The 16,670-nt window shown below is 43.1% G+C and carries 13 protein-coding genes; 3 read left to right on the forward strand and 10 right to left on the reverse strand.

Annotated features, from left to right (window positions below; translation table 11 throughout):
- Window positions 1–223: 223 nt before the first annotated feature.
- Window positions 224–4,120 (reverse strand): phosphoribosylformylglycinamidine synthase, encoded by a 3,897-nt coding sequence (purL, locus tag L4D20_RS21235; protein ID WP_428803593.1) that lies wholly within the window; start codon window positions 4,118–4,120, stop codon window positions 224–226.
- A 307-nt stretch (window positions 4,121–4,427) separates the two neighbouring features.
- Here purL and mltF point away from each other — a divergent pair, with 307 nt between their 5' ends.
- Window positions 4,428–6,002, forward strand: a complete 1,575-nt coding sequence (gene mltF, locus L4D20_RS21240) for a membrane-bound lytic murein transglycosylase MltF (RefSeq protein WP_428803594.1) — start codon at window positions 4,428–4,430, stop codon at window positions 6,000–6,002.
- Between the two features lie 243 nt (window positions 6,003–6,245).
- Window positions 6,246–6,380, forward strand: a complete 135-nt coding sequence (locus L4D20_RS21245) for a hypothetical protein (RefSeq protein ID WP_428803595.1) — start codon at window positions 6,246–6,248, stop codon at window positions 6,378–6,380.
- A gap of 108 nt (window positions 6,381–6,488) precedes the next feature.
- Here the strand turns inward: L4D20_RS21245 and tadA are convergent, their stop codons facing one another.
- The 6 genes from tadA to L4D20_RS21275 form a co-directional block, all read right to left on the reverse strand.
- Entirely contained in the window at window positions 6,489–7,016 is a 528-nt protein-coding gene (tadA, locus tag L4D20_RS21250) for a tRNA adenosine(34) deaminase TadA (RefSeq protein WP_428803596.1), read from the reverse strand.
- 187 nt (window positions 7,017–7,203) lie between these two features.
- Window positions 7,204–8,763: an AbgT family transporter gene (locus L4D20_RS21255; protein WP_428803597.1), complete on the reverse strand. Its 1,560-nt coding sequence runs from the start codon at window positions 8,761–8,763 to the stop codon at window positions 7,204–7,206.
- A gap of 297 nt (window positions 8,764–9,060) precedes the next feature.
- Window positions 9,061–9,474, reverse strand: a complete 414-nt coding sequence (locus tag L4D20_RS21260; RefSeq protein ID WP_428803598.1) for a type IV pilus modification PilV family protein — start codon at window positions 9,472–9,474, stop codon at window positions 9,061–9,063.
- Complete coding sequence (locus L4D20_RS21265; RefSeq protein ID WP_428803599.1) at window positions 9,464–10,777, reverse strand: hypothetical protein; 1,314 nt, start codon at window positions 10,775–10,777, stop codon at window positions 9,464–9,466. Before L4D20_RS21265 ends, L4D20_RS21260 begins: the two co-directional genes overlap by 11 nt.
- On the reverse strand, window positions 10,774–11,364 hold the full coding sequence (locus L4D20_RS21270) for a PilW family protein (protein ID WP_428803600.1): 591 nt from the start codon (window positions 11,362–11,364) through the stop codon (window positions 10,774–10,776). Before L4D20_RS21270 ends, L4D20_RS21265 begins: the two co-directional genes overlap by 4 nt.
- A complete protein-coding gene (locus L4D20_RS21275; RefSeq protein WP_428803601.1) occupies window positions 11,345–11,854 on the reverse strand; it encodes a GspH/FimT family pseudopilin in 510 nt (169 codons plus the stop codon). The genes L4D20_RS21270 and L4D20_RS21275 overlap by 20 nt, the downstream gene beginning before the upstream one ends.
- Window positions 11,855–11,955: 101 nt before the next feature.
- Between L4D20_RS21275 and L4D20_RS21280 the strand changes: the two genes are divergently transcribed.
- On the forward strand, window positions 11,956–12,384 hold the full coding sequence (locus L4D20_RS21280; RefSeq protein ID WP_428803602.1) for a type IV pilin protein: 429 nt from the start codon (window positions 11,956–11,958) through the stop codon (window positions 12,382–12,384).
- A gap of 96 nt (window positions 12,385–12,480) precedes the next feature.
- Here the strand turns inward: L4D20_RS21280 and L4D20_RS21285 are convergent, their stop codons facing one another.
- The 3 genes from L4D20_RS21285 to dnaK all read right to left on the reverse strand — a co-directional run bounded on the left by L4D20_RS21285 (window position 12,481) and on the right by dnaK (window position 16,487).
- A complete protein-coding gene (locus L4D20_RS21285) occupies window positions 12,481–12,870 on the reverse strand; it encodes a hypothetical protein (RefSeq protein WP_428803603.1) in 390 nt (129 codons plus the stop codon).
- A gap of 282 nt (window positions 12,871–13,152) precedes the next feature.
- Window positions 13,153–14,304 carry a molecular chaperone DnaJ gene (gene dnaJ / locus L4D20_RS21290; RefSeq protein ID WP_428803604.1) on the reverse strand — a complete coding sequence of 384 codons (1,152 nt, stop codon included), beginning with the start codon at window positions 14,302–14,304 and terminating at the stop codon, window positions 13,153–13,155.
- Window positions 14,305–14,567: 263 nt separating this feature from the next.
- The gene (dnaK, locus tag L4D20_RS21295) at window positions 14,568–16,487 is read right to left on the reverse strand and encodes a molecular chaperone DnaK (RefSeq protein ID WP_428803605.1); all 1,920 of its coding nucleotides are present in this window, start codon (window positions 16,485–16,487) and stop codon (window positions 14,568–14,570) included.
- Window positions 16,488–16,670 lie beyond the last annotated feature (183 nt).

A 16,670-nucleotide genomic window follows, 5' to 3' on the forward strand; every position in this document is an offset into this window, starting at 1 on the left:
GTGCTCCTCGGTGGCGTGCTCTTATTCCTTTAATCAAGGCCTTAAGCTTAGTTAAGGTAACAAGCTTTAGCCAACATCAGGAAGTATCTTTAACCACTCCAACTTGTGCGTAAACCTCCCAAATTTATACAACGATATCTACTACTATTTTTTAAGAGCACAAAAAAATCGCCACTCAATGAGTGACGATTCTAATAAAGATTTGAACTGTGTTAGCTAAACATTAGCCTACATTCTTACGTGCGTTTTGGAACATACGCATCCAAGCACCATTTTCACCCCAACCTTCTGGAGCCCATGAGTTTGCAACCGTACGGAAAACACGCTCTGGGTGAGGCATCATAATCGTTACTCGGCCATCGGTGGTTGTTAAGCCTGTGATAGCGTTTGGTGAACCATTCGGGTTACTTGGGTATTGTTGTGTTTGGTTGCCGTTGTTATCAACGTAACGTAGAGCAACAGTACCTGAGTTTTCAATCGCAGCTAAGTGCTCACCATCACGTACTTCTACGCGGCCTTCACCGTGTGAAACAGCGATTGGCATACGAGAGCCTTCCATACCATCAAAGAAAACAGAGTCTGACTTCTGAACTTCAACTAGGCTGAAACGAGCTTCAAAGCGCTCTGATTCGTTACGAACAAAACGTGGCCAGTTGTTTGCACCAGGAATAAGCTCTTTCAGATTAGAAAGCATCTGACAACCGTTACATACACCTAGAGAGAATGTATCGTCACGCTTAAAGAAACCTTCGAACTGGTTACGAGCTTGTTCATTAAATAGAACTGACTTCGCCCAACCTTCACCAGCACCTAGTACGTCACCGTAAGAGAAACCGCCACAAGCAACAAGACCGTTATACTCTTCAAGTACTGCAGACCCCGTTAGGATATCGCTCATGTGGATATCGGTTGCTTCAAAGCCTGCTCGGTCAAATGCCGCTGCCATCTCAACGTGAGAGTTAACGCCTTGCTCACGAAGAATCGCCATCTTAGGTTTAGCGCCCTTGTTGATATAAGGAGCAGCAATATCTTCGTTCACATCAAAGCTTAGATTAACGTTTAGACCTGGGTCTGAGTTGTCTTTCTTCGCTTCGTGCTCTTGGTCTGCACATACTGGGTTGTCACGTAAGCCTTGCATCTTATGCGTTGTTTCAGCCCAGATAGTACGTAGTTCAGTACGGTTACGCTCAACAATGGCTTGCTCGCCAGACTTAATCACTAACTCGTCAGAAGCTTCAACAGAGCCAATAACATGTGAACATGCCGCTAGGCCGTTATCTGCAAGAATCGCTTTCACTGCATCAAGTTCTTCATTGCGAACCTGAATCACTGCACCTAACTCTTCGTTGAATAGTGCTGCTAACGTATCTTCACCTAATGCTTCAATGTTCGCTTGAACACCACAGTGACCAGCAAATGCCATTTCAGCTAGCGTAACGAATAGGCCGCCATCGCCTTTATCGTGGTAAGCGACAACATGGTCGTTTGCAACCAGTGCTTGAACGCCGTCGTAGAAGCCTTTTAGCTGCTCTGCGTTGTCTACGTCTGCCGGTTTATCGCCAAGCTGCTTATAAACTTGTGCCAATGCTGTTGCGCCTAGACGGTTTTTGCCGTTGCCTAGATCGATAAGTACTAAGCTTGAAGCTCCTTTGTCTGTACGCAGTTGAGGAGTGATCGTCTTACGAACATCTTCAACACGAGCAAACGCAGTAATAACTAGAGAAAGCGGAGACGTTACTTCTTTCTGCTCGCCATCTTGTTCCCATTTGGTCTTCATCGACATAGAGTCTTTACCAACTGGAATAGTTAGGCCAAGCGCAGGACATAGCTCTTCACCAACGGCTTTAACCGCTTCGTAAAGACCTGCGTCTTCACCCGGGTGACCCGCTGGAGACATCCAGTTAGCCGATAGCTTAATGTTTTTGATATCACCAATGTTGGTCGCAGCAATGTTTGTAATTGCTTCACCAACAGCTAAGCGAGCTGATGCGCCGAAATCTAACAGAGCAACTGGCGTGCGCTCACCAAGAGACATCGCCTCACCGTGGTAAGTATCGTAACTTGCGGCAGTAACTGCGCAGTTAGCAACAGGAACCTGCCAAGGGCCAACCATTTGGTCACGAGCAACAAGACCTGTTACCGAACGGTCACCGATAGTGATAAGGAATGTTTTCTCAGCAACAGTTGGAAGACGTAAAACACGCTCTACCGCTTCGTTCATCTCAATGCCAGAACGATCAATTGCTGGGTTATTTACCTTCAGCGTTTTCGCATCACGGTGCATCTTAGGTGTTTTACCTAATAAGATGTCCATTGGCATATCGATTGGCGTATTGTCGAAGTGCGAATCTTCTAGTTTAAGGTCACGCTCTTCTGTTGCTTTACCAACCACAGCGAACGGTGCACGTTCACGCTTACAAATCGCTTCAAATGTTGCCATATCTTTGTCAGCAACGGCCATTACGTAACGCTCTTGAGATTCGTTACACCAAATTTCAAGAGGGCTCATGCCCGGTTCATCGTTTGGCACGTCACGTAGGTTAAAGATACCACCACGCTCACCATCGTCTACTAGCTCAGGAAGTGCATTTGAGATACCACCCGCGCCTACATCGTGAATGAATGCGATTGGGTTCGCATCACCTAGTTGCCAACAACGGTCGATCACTTCCTGACAACGACGTTCCATCTCTGGGTTTTCACGTTGTACTGAAGCAAAATCTAAATCTTCAGAAGAAGAACCAGAGTCCATTGAAGAAGCAGCACCGCCACCAAGGCCGATGTTCATTGCAGGACCACCAAGCACAATTAAGCTTGCGCCAACTGGGATCTCTTTTTTCTGAACATGGTCGTCACGAATATTACCTAGACCACCAGCCAGCATGATTGGCTTGTGGTAACCACGTACTTCTTCACCTGCGTGAGAGTTTACTTTCTCTTCGTAAGTACGGAAGTAACCAAGAAGGTTAGGACGACCAAATTCGTTATTGAATGCTGCGCCACCTAGAGGGCCTTCAAGCATAATATCCAAAGCAGTAACGATACGGCTTGGCTTACCAAAATCTGTTTCCCAAGGTTGAACAAAGTTCGGGATCTTAAGGTTTGATACTGAGAACGCCACTAAACCCGCTTTTGGTTTGCCGCCAATACCTGTTGCGCCTTCATCACGGATTTCACCGCCTGAACCTGTTGATGCGCCCGGCCAAGGAGAGATTGCCGTTGGGTGGTTATGCGTTTCAACTTTCATCAAGATGTGTGTTTTCTCTTGGTGGTAGTTATATTCACGCGTTTCTGGATCAGGGAAGAAGCGACCAACAGTTGAGCCTGTCATTACCGCTGCATTGTCTTTATATGCCGACAATACGTTTTCAGGCGTCACTTCGAAGGTGTTTTTGATCATTTTGAACAATGATTTATCTTGCTTAACACCATCGATTGTCCAATCTGCATTGAAAATCTTATGACGACAGTGCTCTGAGTTTGCTTGGGCAAACATCATTAGTTCAATATCAGTTGGGTTACGACCAAGCTTTTCTGTAAAGCTTTCAAGTAGGTAATCAATTTCATCTTCAGCAAGTGCAAGACCAAGGGTCACGTTCGCAACTTCAAGGGCTTTACGGCCACCAGAGATAAGATCAACTTCTGCATAAGGAGCTGGCTCTGCAACTTGGAACAATGCATTTGCGGCGTCGAAGTCAGTAAACACGACTTCCATCATGCGATCGTGCAAGACAGCTTTAAGTTCAACAAGTTGAAGTTCAGTCAGCTCAGAAGAAGACTCTACATAATAAGCCGTACCGCGCTCTAAACGTGCGACTTTATTTAAGCCACAGTTATTAGCGATATCGGTCGATTTAGAAGACCAAGGAGAAATGGTACCCGGACGAGGCGTTACAAGTAGCAACAAACCTGTTGGTTCATGCTCTTCAATCGTAGGACCGTAAGTCAGCAGCTTTTCTAATTTTTCAACATCAGACGCGTCAAGGTCTGCCGTAAGATCAGCAAAGTGGGTAAATTCAGCATAAATACCAGTTACTGGTAAGCTTAATTCACGACAAAGCTCTAAAAGCTTGTTAACACGAAACTCAGAAAGGGCTGGGGAGCCACGCAAAATTCTCATGTGCTTAGGTCTCTTTATGCAATTGATTAAGGTGATATTGGTATAAATTCAACAAGTTACCTTTATATAATAAAGATAATCTTGAAACTTATGCCGATTTCCCCTCTCCGTTGCGAGCGCATTATAAAGCAATTACTTTTGTGATGTAACACCAAAAGCAACCGTTTGCGTCATTTTTTTTGTCAATTTCAGATTACACCGTAATTGACGAATTAATACTCGGTCCGCTCATTCTTTTATAACTCTGCTTTTCCATACCGTTAGGCTTTGATATAAAAGCGATACTAGATGTATGAGAACTTAAAAAATGTTGAACAGCACACTGTCGAAACTAAAACTGACTGCCGCCTTTATATTTGCATCTGTAATGCTTACTGGCTGCCAAATAGAATCAGAGCCAAAAAGCGAGCTTCAACAGATTCTCGATCGTGGCGTTTTACGCGTTGGCACGCTAAACAATCAGCTTTCTTACTATATTGGACCCGATGGTCCTGCTGGGCTTGATTACGAATTAGTAAGAGAATTTGCAAATGAGCTTGGTGTTAAGCTTGAAATGAAACCTGCCTACCGGATGTCTAGCCTCTACCCCGCGCTCAAAAATGGCGAAATAGACATAATAGCCGCAGGTCTCAGCCAATCAGAGAAACGCCTGAAAGAGTTTAGAGCAGGACCCGCCTATTATTACGTCAGCCAACAGTTGGTGTATAAAAAAGGGCAATGGCGTCCAAGAAATTTTGAGCAGTTACTCGCGAGGCAAGAAAAGTTAATTGAAGGTAACGATGGCAACCCTATCGTCAGTATCGTTGACGATTCGCACTTTAAAAACACCCTTGCCCAGTTAAAAGCTCAGCATGAAACCTTTGAATACTCGGTCGATATTGATGCCGATATCAACGAACTACTAAAGCAGGTGTCTGAAGGGAAGCAACGATTCAGTGTTGCTGACTCCATCGAGATATCTCTGTCTCAGCGTATTTACCCTGATATCGCGATCGCTTTTGAACTTACAGAAGACCAACCTATCTCTTGGTTTATCAATCGCTCTGAAGATGAAAGCCTATATGCCCTCTTGATCGAATTCTTTGGCTCACTCAAGCAATCGGGGCAACTTGCTGCTCTCGAAGAGAAATACATTGGTCATATTGGCAGTTTTGACTATGTCGATACTCGCGCTTTTATTCGAGCCCTCGATAGCAAACTGCCCGAATGGTCACCTCTATTTAAGCAGTACTCTGAAGAGTTTGATTGGCGCTTAATTGCAGCATTGGCTTATCAGGAGTCTCACTGGAATCCAACCGCAAGATCGCCAACGGGTGTACGTGGCATGATGATGCTTACCCTTCCTACCGCCAAAAGTGTTGGTGTGACTGACCGCTTGGACCCAGAACAGTCGGTTTGGGGGGGAGTGAGGTACCTAAGAAAAATGGTCGATCGCATTCCTGATAGTATTTCAGATCATGAGAAAATCTGGTTTGCTCTGGCCTCTTACAACGTTGGCTTTGGCCATGTGATGGATGCAAGACGCTTAACCAAGCGACAAGGTGGCAACCCAGACGCTTGGGCCGATGTTAAAGACCGCTTACCACTGCTAAGGCAGAAGAAGTATTATAGCCAGACCTATTACGGGTTCGCTCGTGGTGATGAAGCAAGAAATTACGTTGAAAATATACGTCGCTATTATCAAAGTATTATTGGCCACGTAGAGCAAAGAAGTGTTTCATCAGAATCTAATATTGATGACCTTACGGTTATTCAACCAGAAACACCGCTTGTTTCGGGTGCTGAAAGTGCCGAGCTTGAAACATCAGAAGGTGTTGATACAGGTGAAGGCTCTGAAGATTCGGATGCTTCCAATACCGAAGTGACATCATCAACGGAGTAATAGGGTAGTAAAGCGAACGAATAATACTCTCACTATCTAGGCGCATTAACTTAATCAGTTAGTGCGCTTTTTATATTACAGGTTCCTTGTATTTTACCCGAACAAACCCCATATATTATTTAGTTCAGACACATTCATATTGCCGTAACATTTACTTTTTATAAAGGTAAGGTAATCAAGTTTGAATGACTCAAACCAACGTGTTTGAGACGATAATAGTAAGAACCTTTAAAGGAGTATTTTATGATGAAACGTAAAATGCAATCCAAACGTTTGAGTAAAACGGTTTCAGCGACGCGTAGAAAGCGTATGTTATCAAATAATAAGAAGAAAATTATTTGGCGAAACCGAACTTATACTCAATTACAGATGGATTAATCAAACAGGCAAGCATCTATCAGTAGCGATATATTCAAGTAAAGACAATATATCCAAGCATAGATGTTTGCTGAAATACCCCCTACTAAGACTCTACGTCTAACTTATCTACTCTTCTGACTTTCCTTCTAGATCTAGCTTCAACTTCCGCTTTTTTTCCTTTATCTCTTTTCGTCTACGTTTGAAAAATGCTTGTAATACGACTTTACACTCATCTTCGAGCAACCCTTTTTCAACCTCTGCGTAGTGATACGCAGCTTGGCTTTCAAACAAGTCTAAAACGGTACCTGCTGCGCCCGCTTTAAGATCGGTGGCACCAAACACAACACGTTTAACTCGGCTGTGTAAAAGCGCACCAGCACACATAGGGCACGGCTCTAACGTGACATATAAGGTGGTGTCTAATAAACGATAATTCTCTAATACCTGTCCGGCTTTTCGCAACGCTTCAACTTCGGCATGAGCCGTCGCATCATGCTGACCAATTGAGCGGTTCCATCCTTCAGAAATAATCTCACCATCACGAACTAAAACAGCACCGATAGGCACTTCGCCTTCACTTTCTGCAACTGAAGCTAACTCAAGGGCGCGCCGCATGAAGAATTCATCTTGTGAAGTAAATTGAGAAAGAGACACGATCAAACTCCGAAATAATAAAAAACGTAATGCTGAAAGCACATCATGACAATGATTGAGCTACTAAGAAAGATATCAGAAGTCTACCTTGATTGTGCTGACAAGAAAAAGCCCGCGAAGGTTATCGCGGGCTTTGTTATCTGATATTACGTTAAGGAAACACCAATAGTGAAGCCTTAATGCACACTTACATTGTGTAAGTGTAAGGAGCGTTGATACCTAGAGGGATACCAAGTGCCCAGTAAGCTAGTAGGAAGATAGTCCAACCAATTAGCATTGCGATAGAGAACGGCATCATAAGAGCAGCTAGTGTACCGATACCTGTCGACTTAACGTAACGTTGACAGTAAACAACCACAAGTGGGAAGAACACCATTAGTGGAGAGATAATGTTAGATACAGAATCACCAACACGGTAAGCCGCTTGAGATAACTCAGGAGAGATACCAACAACCATCAACATAGGAACTAGGATTGGACCAATTAGAGCCCATTTAGCCGATGCAGAACCGACTAGTAAGTTAACAAACGCAGTAAGAAGAATCATACCAACGATAGTCATTTCACCAGCAAGGTCCATTGCTTTAAGACCTTCAGCGCCGTAAAGCGCAAGCATAGTACCAATGTTTGATTGACCAAATGCAGATAGGAACTGAGCACAGAAGAACGACATTACAATGTATGCGCCCATCGTAGACATAGTCTCTGACATTGATTTAATAATATCGTTGTTGCTATTGAATTTACCTGAGATGCGACCGTAAACGATGCCAGGGATAACAAATAGAATAAAGATAAGCGGAACAATTGACTGCATTAGAGGCGCAGAGAATGCAGTTAGTTCACCTTCTGGAGAACGCAGTGCTGAATCTTCAGGCATAAGAGCGAACACAAGTGCTGCAATACCAGCAACCATTGCCCAACCAGCCCAACGGAATGCTTTTGATTCGATTTCAGTGAACGTACCTAGATCAGGAGCTTCTTCAGCATCTTCATCTACAGGTGTATTAGAAAGGCGAGGTTCGATGATTTTCTCAGTTACCCACCAACCGATACCAACGATTAGGAATGAAGACAGACCAGTAAAGAAGATGTTCGCTAATGGGTTGATAACGTATTCAGGATCAAGAACGTTCGCTGCTGTTTGTGTGAAGCCAGCTAGTAGAGGATCGATACCTGAAGGAATAAAGTTTGCAGAGAAACCACCTGATACACCAGCAAACGCTGCTGCGATACCCGCTAGAGGGTGACGACCCGCTGCGTGGAAGATGATGCCACCTAGTGGAATAACCAGTACATAACCTGCATCCGCTGCCGTATGAGATACGATAGCAACCAAGATTAGCATTGGAGTTAGAAGCTTAGCTGGCGTGAAGTTAAGCATCTTCTTAAGGCCAGTTTGGATGAAGCCAGAAGCGTCAGCAACACCAACACCTAGCATAGCAACCAATACGATACCTAAAGGAGCAAAACCAGTAAACGTCGTTACCATGTTCGCCATGAAACTTGCAAGCGCTTCACCTGTAAGTAAGTTATTTACTTCTAGTGCGTCACCAGTACGAGGGTTTATCAGATCAAAAGAGACGTTAGATAAAATTGCAGATGAAACCCAAACAATAACAAGTGCCCAGAAGAATAAAATCGCAGGATCTGGAATCTTATTACCTGCTGTTTCGATGGCGTTTAAAAAGCGATCCATACCGCTCGGCTTCGGCGATGGTGCTTGTTTCGTAGCTTGGTTACTCATGGTAACTCCGTATGTGTGTGTGGTTGCCATAGACCTTTGAAATAATATGAATGGTCTATATATCACTGTCTATTTTATAAAATTCACACCATAAAAGCACAAGGTTCTATGACATTTTTCTTAAACAGGGACATATTTTGCAAAAACACAATCAACGTGCAACAAAAAACAAACAACACCACATACGAGAAATAAACAACATTTAAACCTAAACAAAACACATTCATGCAGTAACTATCACTACAATTACTATATCAACTCGATATATAACACCAACTTTACCAAAAAGTTCGATATTTAATCGAACTCACTATACTTAGACAGCATGGTCACAATCTTTACTTCTTGATCTTGTTGATAACGATCGCTCCAGTACGCTTTCATTGATATAGAACTAACACTATCACTTAAGATCAACGTCGACTCGCAAGTAAGCTGGACATCTAAGGTCGCGCCATTTTCCGTCATTGCATTACATTCACTGTGTACATCATTCAGAGAATAGCTAGCACCTGCTGACGATATACCTCTTTGGCGAAACAATTCCAACTGAGACTCAATGACATACAAAGCCGTTAAGCTGGTTTTAGCATGCCCTGCTCTCGCCTCCACATAGGTCTGAAGTTTCACTAGCCCTAAGGAAGCCACACCAATCAATATGAATGCGATCATAACTTCAATTAAGCTAAAACCTTTCTGTTTAGTGGTCACTCCAAGACCCCTTCTTCCATTTGGGTTTGGCCGAAAATTCAAAACTAGAGGTAATATCGCTGTTAAACTGAAGCCTCATTGAGTTATTAAAGAGTGCCATCTGACCTCGAGTATCGAATATCATTCCACCAGTAAACTGCATAGAACCTGACTGAAAAAAAGTGGCATGCTTTGGTGTCAGGAGCGTCGATTCTCCATATAGCATCGATATTGGCGCGTCAAATGTAAAATTTAGATCTGCGATATTTGTGAATCCCTGCCAATTATCAGGGTGTGCGGCATAGCTTTCATTAAAATGAAAAAGCACTCCCTCAATAGTAGCTGCACCACTAATTGACAGCACTCCATTGTGTACTATCAGAAACAGGTAAGTCCCGGGGTTACTCGACTGAATAGTATGAACCTCACTACTATCTAATTGACAACTACCATCTATCCAAACCTTATTTGGCTTGCCCAAAATCAAGTCGTTTTTAAATTTATCTACACAATTTATATCCGAGCCTAGCATTGTATAAGTGAGAAACTCATTTTCAGGGTTATCCCTTACCTGCTCCCACTCCCCTCTCTCTTTCTCAAACAACTCTTTAAATGGATTTAGAGTTTCATCGTGTTGCAGATCATTTTCAGCATGGAAAGAAACATGGTTATTTGATGAATCCCGCCATATTCCTACGTTTACGTCTTCTATATCAGTTTTGTAGCCAGCTGCACAATCTGAACTGTTATCGAAGTCCGCACTCGGTTTGGTAATCGCTTCCCCTACGCCATCATTAACCATGCCATACGTGGCAAGAATGTAATTACTTACTACGACGGCAACACATTCGTAATCTCCCTCACTGTTTCTATAACCTGGATCTGGAGGAGAGATTAGTGTAGACCCACGAATAAGCAAATCGGACGTTGATTTCACAGCCCCTGCCCCAGTTCCACTCGAAAAGGTAATGCTTTTACTGACTTTTTTATTGTTATAGCGAGCTACCAAACGCTCAGGATCACTAACGCTCGCTTGCAGCGAATTCAGGTCCATATCAGAGCAAATACTGTTTAAGTTAGTCGGAATACTACTGTCGTTATTGAATACCATCGAGCTAAATCCACACTCTAGGCCGCCTTCTGACCGCCAGTGCGCTTTACGATCATCAATCTGATTATTCGCAACTTTTATTTGATAAAAAACGCCTCGATAAGACCCTAGCGCAAAGGCTAGCGTCCCCATTAATAATAATGCAGTAACCAATAGCGCAGTGACTCCTCGCTGTTTACTGTAAGTGCCACGACTAACTAATCTCTTCTTCATAGCCAGTTCCTTTGCTTTATTGCCATCGAAACCGATTGGTTATAACTGCCATCATGCAGTTCGGCTTCTAAGTAAACATGAGTCAATAGATTGGTTGCACTACTGGTAACAAGTGGTGTAGTTGATATCGCCATAGAGACGACATTGATGATATTTTGATCAAGTAAGTTTGCACACCCTGTTAAGTTGTTTAACGAGGCGATGGCTGTATCTTTCCTTTCACAGCTATAAAGCTGGCCTTCACTAAGCTTATATTTGATATTTTGGTATTTATTAATATCAGGTAAATAATAGACAAAACCCATACTCGCGCCACTCACTGCAACTGTACTTGTCGAGCCTTGAAGTGTTAATGAGTTACCCGACCCTCCATCAAAGCCCGCTCTTTGAATATCGGCTCTCATCATCGAACTGGTGCTCATCAAACTTTGTAAAACGAGTAATTCAAGAGAACGCTCTTTGGCAATGCGTTGTCCAGTCAGAAAGACTGAACCAATAATCCCTATAGCAATAATCCCAATAAGTGCTGAGATCATAACTTCGATTAGTGCAATTCCCTGCTGCTTTCTAACAAGTTTTATAGCCATAATGATCCCCCTCGAGGCTACAAACCTTAACTCTCCCCGGAGGGTTCGATGTTTTTATGGCTAATTGGTTGGAATTACTCGATACAGGTTGGAAAATAAAACTACCCGATTTAGGCCTACCACGTATCGCATCAAACGCGATCTGCTGAGAGCTATAAGTATGCTTGACCGTTAATCCATAGAAAGGCTGACCATCAAAGTAGGCGATATTATCGGCGCCCGGTAGGGTATCTGAATCCGCCAAAATGACATTCCAAGTGCCTAATGAATTTTCAGTGTTTTCCGGAAAGGAGAAATGAGCGTAGAGCTTTTTATTTCTCATTACTGCTTCTGATTTAGCTTGGATAATGAAACCATTAAATTCGGTTGCTAAGCGTTTCATTTTGCTGTCTGCCACCATATTGCTAAAACTTGGCGCTGCAAAAGCTAGAGCAACCCCACAAATACTAATCGTGATTACCAGTTCTAATAAAGTAAACCCGCGAGTCATTTCTCAACTTCCTATGAAACTTATTGTTTATAAATTAATCCACTTGCGCCGATGCTAACAGCTAATAAAAATAGGAGGAAATTAAGTAAGGACAACTCGTAATGATTCAATTATTTAACTGTAACCGCTACAAAAAAAGAGAGGTTGGAATGACGCTGATCGAATTATTGTTCACAGTCGCCATCATTGCGGTTCTCGCAGCGATTGCTTACCCCAGTTATACCAACCATGTGTTAAAAGCGCATAGAACAGCAGCCAAAACAGACATGCTCAGAATGCAACTGATACTAGAGGAGGGTTACCAAGGCAGCTATGATTGGTCGAACATCATTTCAGGAGGGAGTTGCACGATTTGCGATAGTGATACTGACAGATATCAATTCTCAATTGCGAGTTCATCAACGACGCCTTATACCATCATGGCTCTGGCACAAACCACAAAAGGGCAAACAAACGATAGCTGTTTATCCAATGATAATAAGATGACGCTCAATGCAAAGGGACAGAGGTCCCCTATTGAGTGTTGGTAAGCGAGCACTCAATCTGAAGCTAAAAAGCGTAACCTGAAACAACAGATTACGCTTTTTAAGTGAAGACCGAATAGGTTTAGATCTTAAAAGAGATAATTAAAAATAGACTCTCAAACCCGCTTTTGCTTCTAACTCGAACTGCATTTCATCAAGGTATAGATTCGGCCCCACATCGATATAGAACCCCATCGGCTTTACCCGAAGCTCTGCCCCTATCCCTGATGTCACCGCCATATAGTTTGTATTTCTATCTATGTACTGGCCGCCAACAAAAAGATACAGGGGAGTATTTGATACCTGAAATGATTTATTTGCCCCAAGTCCAAATTGGTCATCAAGGCTGACGTTAAATCTTATATCGTTGTGTTTGAATTCTAGTCCCCAGAACGGTTCCCCAACAAACAATCCCACTGCAGTACCAGCTTGTGCCCCAATGCTTGTGATACACAGAGCAATAACCAATGCGCTTTTTCTAACTATATTCACGTTACACCTTTTTATAGCGTATTCAAAAGCAGGCGAGACTATCAGGGCTAGATCATGATTTTGTTAATCATAGGGATTATTGACGTAGCTTTTACAGCTGCTGAAAAAGCATTCAAAGTTATGACGTTAGATTAACAGCAACTTTGTTATTTTTGTCGTTCAACGTTAGGTTGGGATGATTTTTTTGGTTCAGATTAAATCTTATGTTTAAAAGAACAGATACAAAAAGACCAGCGATTAAGCTGGTCTTTAAAAACATACTGTCTAGAACGTTTAATTATTCTAGCTGGTTAGGTCATCAAAAAACTTCTTAACACCGTTAAAGAAGCCTTCTGATTTAGGCTTGTGCTTATTCGCCGCTTCACCACCACAAGTGTCTTCAAACTCACGTAGTAGTTCTTTTTGACGAGAGCTTAGCTTAACTGGCGTTTCAACCACTAACTTAACGATCAAATCGCCTACACCGCCGCCACGAACACCTTTCACGCCTTTACCACGCATACGGAACATACGACCCGTTTGAGTTTCATCTGGCACTTTAAGATTAACGCGACCATCTAATGTTGGTACTTCAACTTCACCGCCAAGTGCAGCCATTGTAAAGCTCACAGGTACTTCACAGTAAAGGTTGTTTCCGTCACGCTCAAAGATATTGTGCTCTTTCACATGTACTTGTACGTAAAGGTCGCCTGCTGGTGCGCCCATATCTCCGGCTTCACCTTCGCCAGATAAGCGAATACGATCGCCAGTATCAACGCCTGATGGGATCTTAACGTTAAGCGTCTTCGTTTTCTGCTTGCGGCCTTGACCATGACAAGAGTTACAAGGATCTTTGATGATCTTGCCTTTACCGTTACAGCTAGGACAAGTTTGCTGAACAGCAAAGAAACCCTGACGCATTTGAACCTGACCATGACCGTGACAAGTGCCACAAGTCTCTGGAGATGAGCCTTTTTTCGCGCCATTGCCGTCACAAGTATCACAGTGAACAAGTGTTGGGATTTCAATCTCTTTAGAAACGCCTTTCACCGCTTCTTCTAAAGATAACTCCATGTTGTAACGCAGATCAGAACCACGTTGGGCACGATGACCACCACCGCCGCCACCGCGACGACCGCCACCGAAGATATCACCAAAGACATCACCGAAAATATCACCGAAGTCACCTTGGCCACCACCACCAAAGCCGCCGCCACCCATTCCGCCTTGCTCAAATGCTGCATGGCCGTATTGGTCATAAGCGGCTTTCTTTTGAGAGTCGGTCAGAATTTCGTACGCTTCTTTTACTTCTTTAAATTTTTCATCTGAAGTGTCATCACCCTGATTACGGTCCGGGTGGTATTTCATTGCTAAGCGTTTGTACGCTTTTTTAATATCACGTTCAGATGCGTCACGACTGACGCCTAATACTTCATAAAAATCACGTTTTGACATGCTATTGATCACCAAATTAATGCAACAAGCGGCTATGCTCCGCTTGCGGTTGTATCGATATAGCTAAAGGCTTTAATTAAAACTATTGTGTCTTCATTCAATTAAAAACATTTAGCTATATTGATACGTCATGGACAAGCATACGGGCGTATGAGTTTCCTCAAACGCCCGCATCGATAGTTTAGAAACATTTTCAGTTATAGAAAACACTTCTAAATTAGAGAGTTAACACTGGTTCAGTGCTTTGCCCTCTAACGATAAGATTACTTCTTATCTTCTTTAACTTCTTCAAACTCAGCGTCAACAACGTCTTCGTCTTGAGCTTGCTGTTGGCCTGCTTCTTCGCCGCCTTGAGCTTGTTCAGCTTGAGCTTTCTGCTGAGCAATCTCCATTAGCTTTTGAGATGCTTCCATCAGAGCTTGAACTTTCGCGTCGATAGCTTCTTTGTCGTCGCCTTTCTTCGCTTCTTCTAGTTCTTTGATTGCTGCTTCAATCTTCTCTTTGTCTTCTGCAGGTAGAGCTTCACCAGCTTCTTCTACTTGCTTCTGAGTTCCGTGAATCATTTGGTCAGCTTGGTTGCGTGCAGTAACAAGTTCTTCGAACTTCTTATCTGCTTCTTTGTTCGCTTCCGCTTCTTGAACCATTTTTTCGATTTCGTCGTCGCTTAGGCCGCCAGAAGCTTGGATAGTGATCTTCTGTTCTTTACCCGTCTGCTTGTCTTTAGCAGAAACGTGTAGGATACCGTCCGCATCAAGATCGAAAGTTACTTCGATTTGAGGCATGCCACGTGGTGCAGCTTGAATGCCTTCTAGGTTGAACTGACCAAGAGACTTGTTGTAAGTCGCTTGCTTACGCTCACCTTGAAGAACGTGGATAGTTACCGCATTCTGGTTGTCTTCTGCTGTAGAGAACGTTTGGTTCGCTTTAGTTGGGATAGTCGTGTTCTTCTCAACTAGCTTAGTCATTACGCCACCCATCGTCTCGATACCAAGAGATAGAGGAGTTACATCTAGAAGAAGTACATCTGTAACGTCACCAGCTAGAACACCACCTTGAACAGCAGCACCCATTGCAACAGCTTCATCAGCGTTTACATCTTTACGCGGCTCTTTGCCGAAGAAATCTGTAACTTTAGCTTGAACCATTGGCATACGTGTTTGACCACCAACTAGGATAACATCGTCGATGTCACCTACAGATAGGTCAGCATCCGCTAGAGCAACTTTAAGAGGCTCAAGAGAACGTTGTACTAGGTCTTCAACTAGAGATTCTAGTTTCGCACGAGTTACTTTAACGTTCATGTGCTTAGGACCAGTTGCATCAGCAGTTACGTAAGGTAGGTTTACGTCAGTTTGCTGTGCTGAAGAAAGTTCGATTTTCGCTTTCTCTGCTGCTTCTTTAACACGCTGCATCGCTAGAGGATCAGCTTTAAGGTCTAGACCTTGCTCTTTTTTGAATTCATCTACTAGGTAGTTGATTAGACGGTTATCAAAGTCTTCGCCACCTAGGTGAGTGTCACCGTTAGTTGCTAGTACTTCAAATGTCTTCTCGCCTTCAACTTCATCAATCTCGATGATTGAGATATCGAATGTACCACCACCAAGGTCATAAACAGCAATAGTGCGGTCGCCGCCTTTCTTATCAAGACCGTAAGCTAGTGCAGCAGCTGTTGGTTCGTTGATGATACGTTTAACTTCAAGACCAGCGATACGACCAGCATCTTTTGTCGCTTGACGTTGTGCATCGTTAAAGTAAGCAGGAACTGTGATAACAGCGCCAGTCACTTCTTCACCTAGGAAGTCTTCAGCTGTTTTCTTCATTTTCTTAAGAACTTCAGCAGAAACTTGAGGAGCAGCCATTTTTTCGCCTTGCGCTTCAACCCAAGCATCACCGTTATCAGCTTTAACAATGTTAAATGGCATGATTTCGATGTCGCGTTGTACTTCTTCGTCTTCAAAACGACGACCAATAAGACGCTTGATTGCAAATAGCGTGTTAGTTGGGTTAGTTACCGCTTGACGTTTTGCAGGCTGACCTACTAGCGTTTCACCGTCGGTGTATGCAACAACGGAAGCGGTTGTGCGCTCACCTTCTGCATTTTCTAATACACGTGGCTTGTCACCGTCTAGAACAGCAACACAAGAGTTAGTAGTACCTAAGTCAATACCAATGATTTTACCCATCAGGCGATCTCCGAATTAATTCTATTTAGATTTTCTATATCCCCTATGTGGGGGGCGTATAGTGGGCTTTCAACCCTTGCGAATAAACAAAAATTTAATCTTTGTTTTGTATGCACCATAGATAAGGGCGTCAAATTCCTTTTCAAGGGTTAATCGTAAAAAAGTTCTTATATTTCTCGCATA

It is taken from the genome of Vibrio kyushuensis (assembly GCF_050337325.1).
Classification (GTDB): domain Bacteria; phylum Pseudomonadota; class Gammaproteobacteria; order Enterobacterales; family Vibrionaceae; genus Vibrio; species Vibrio kyushuensis.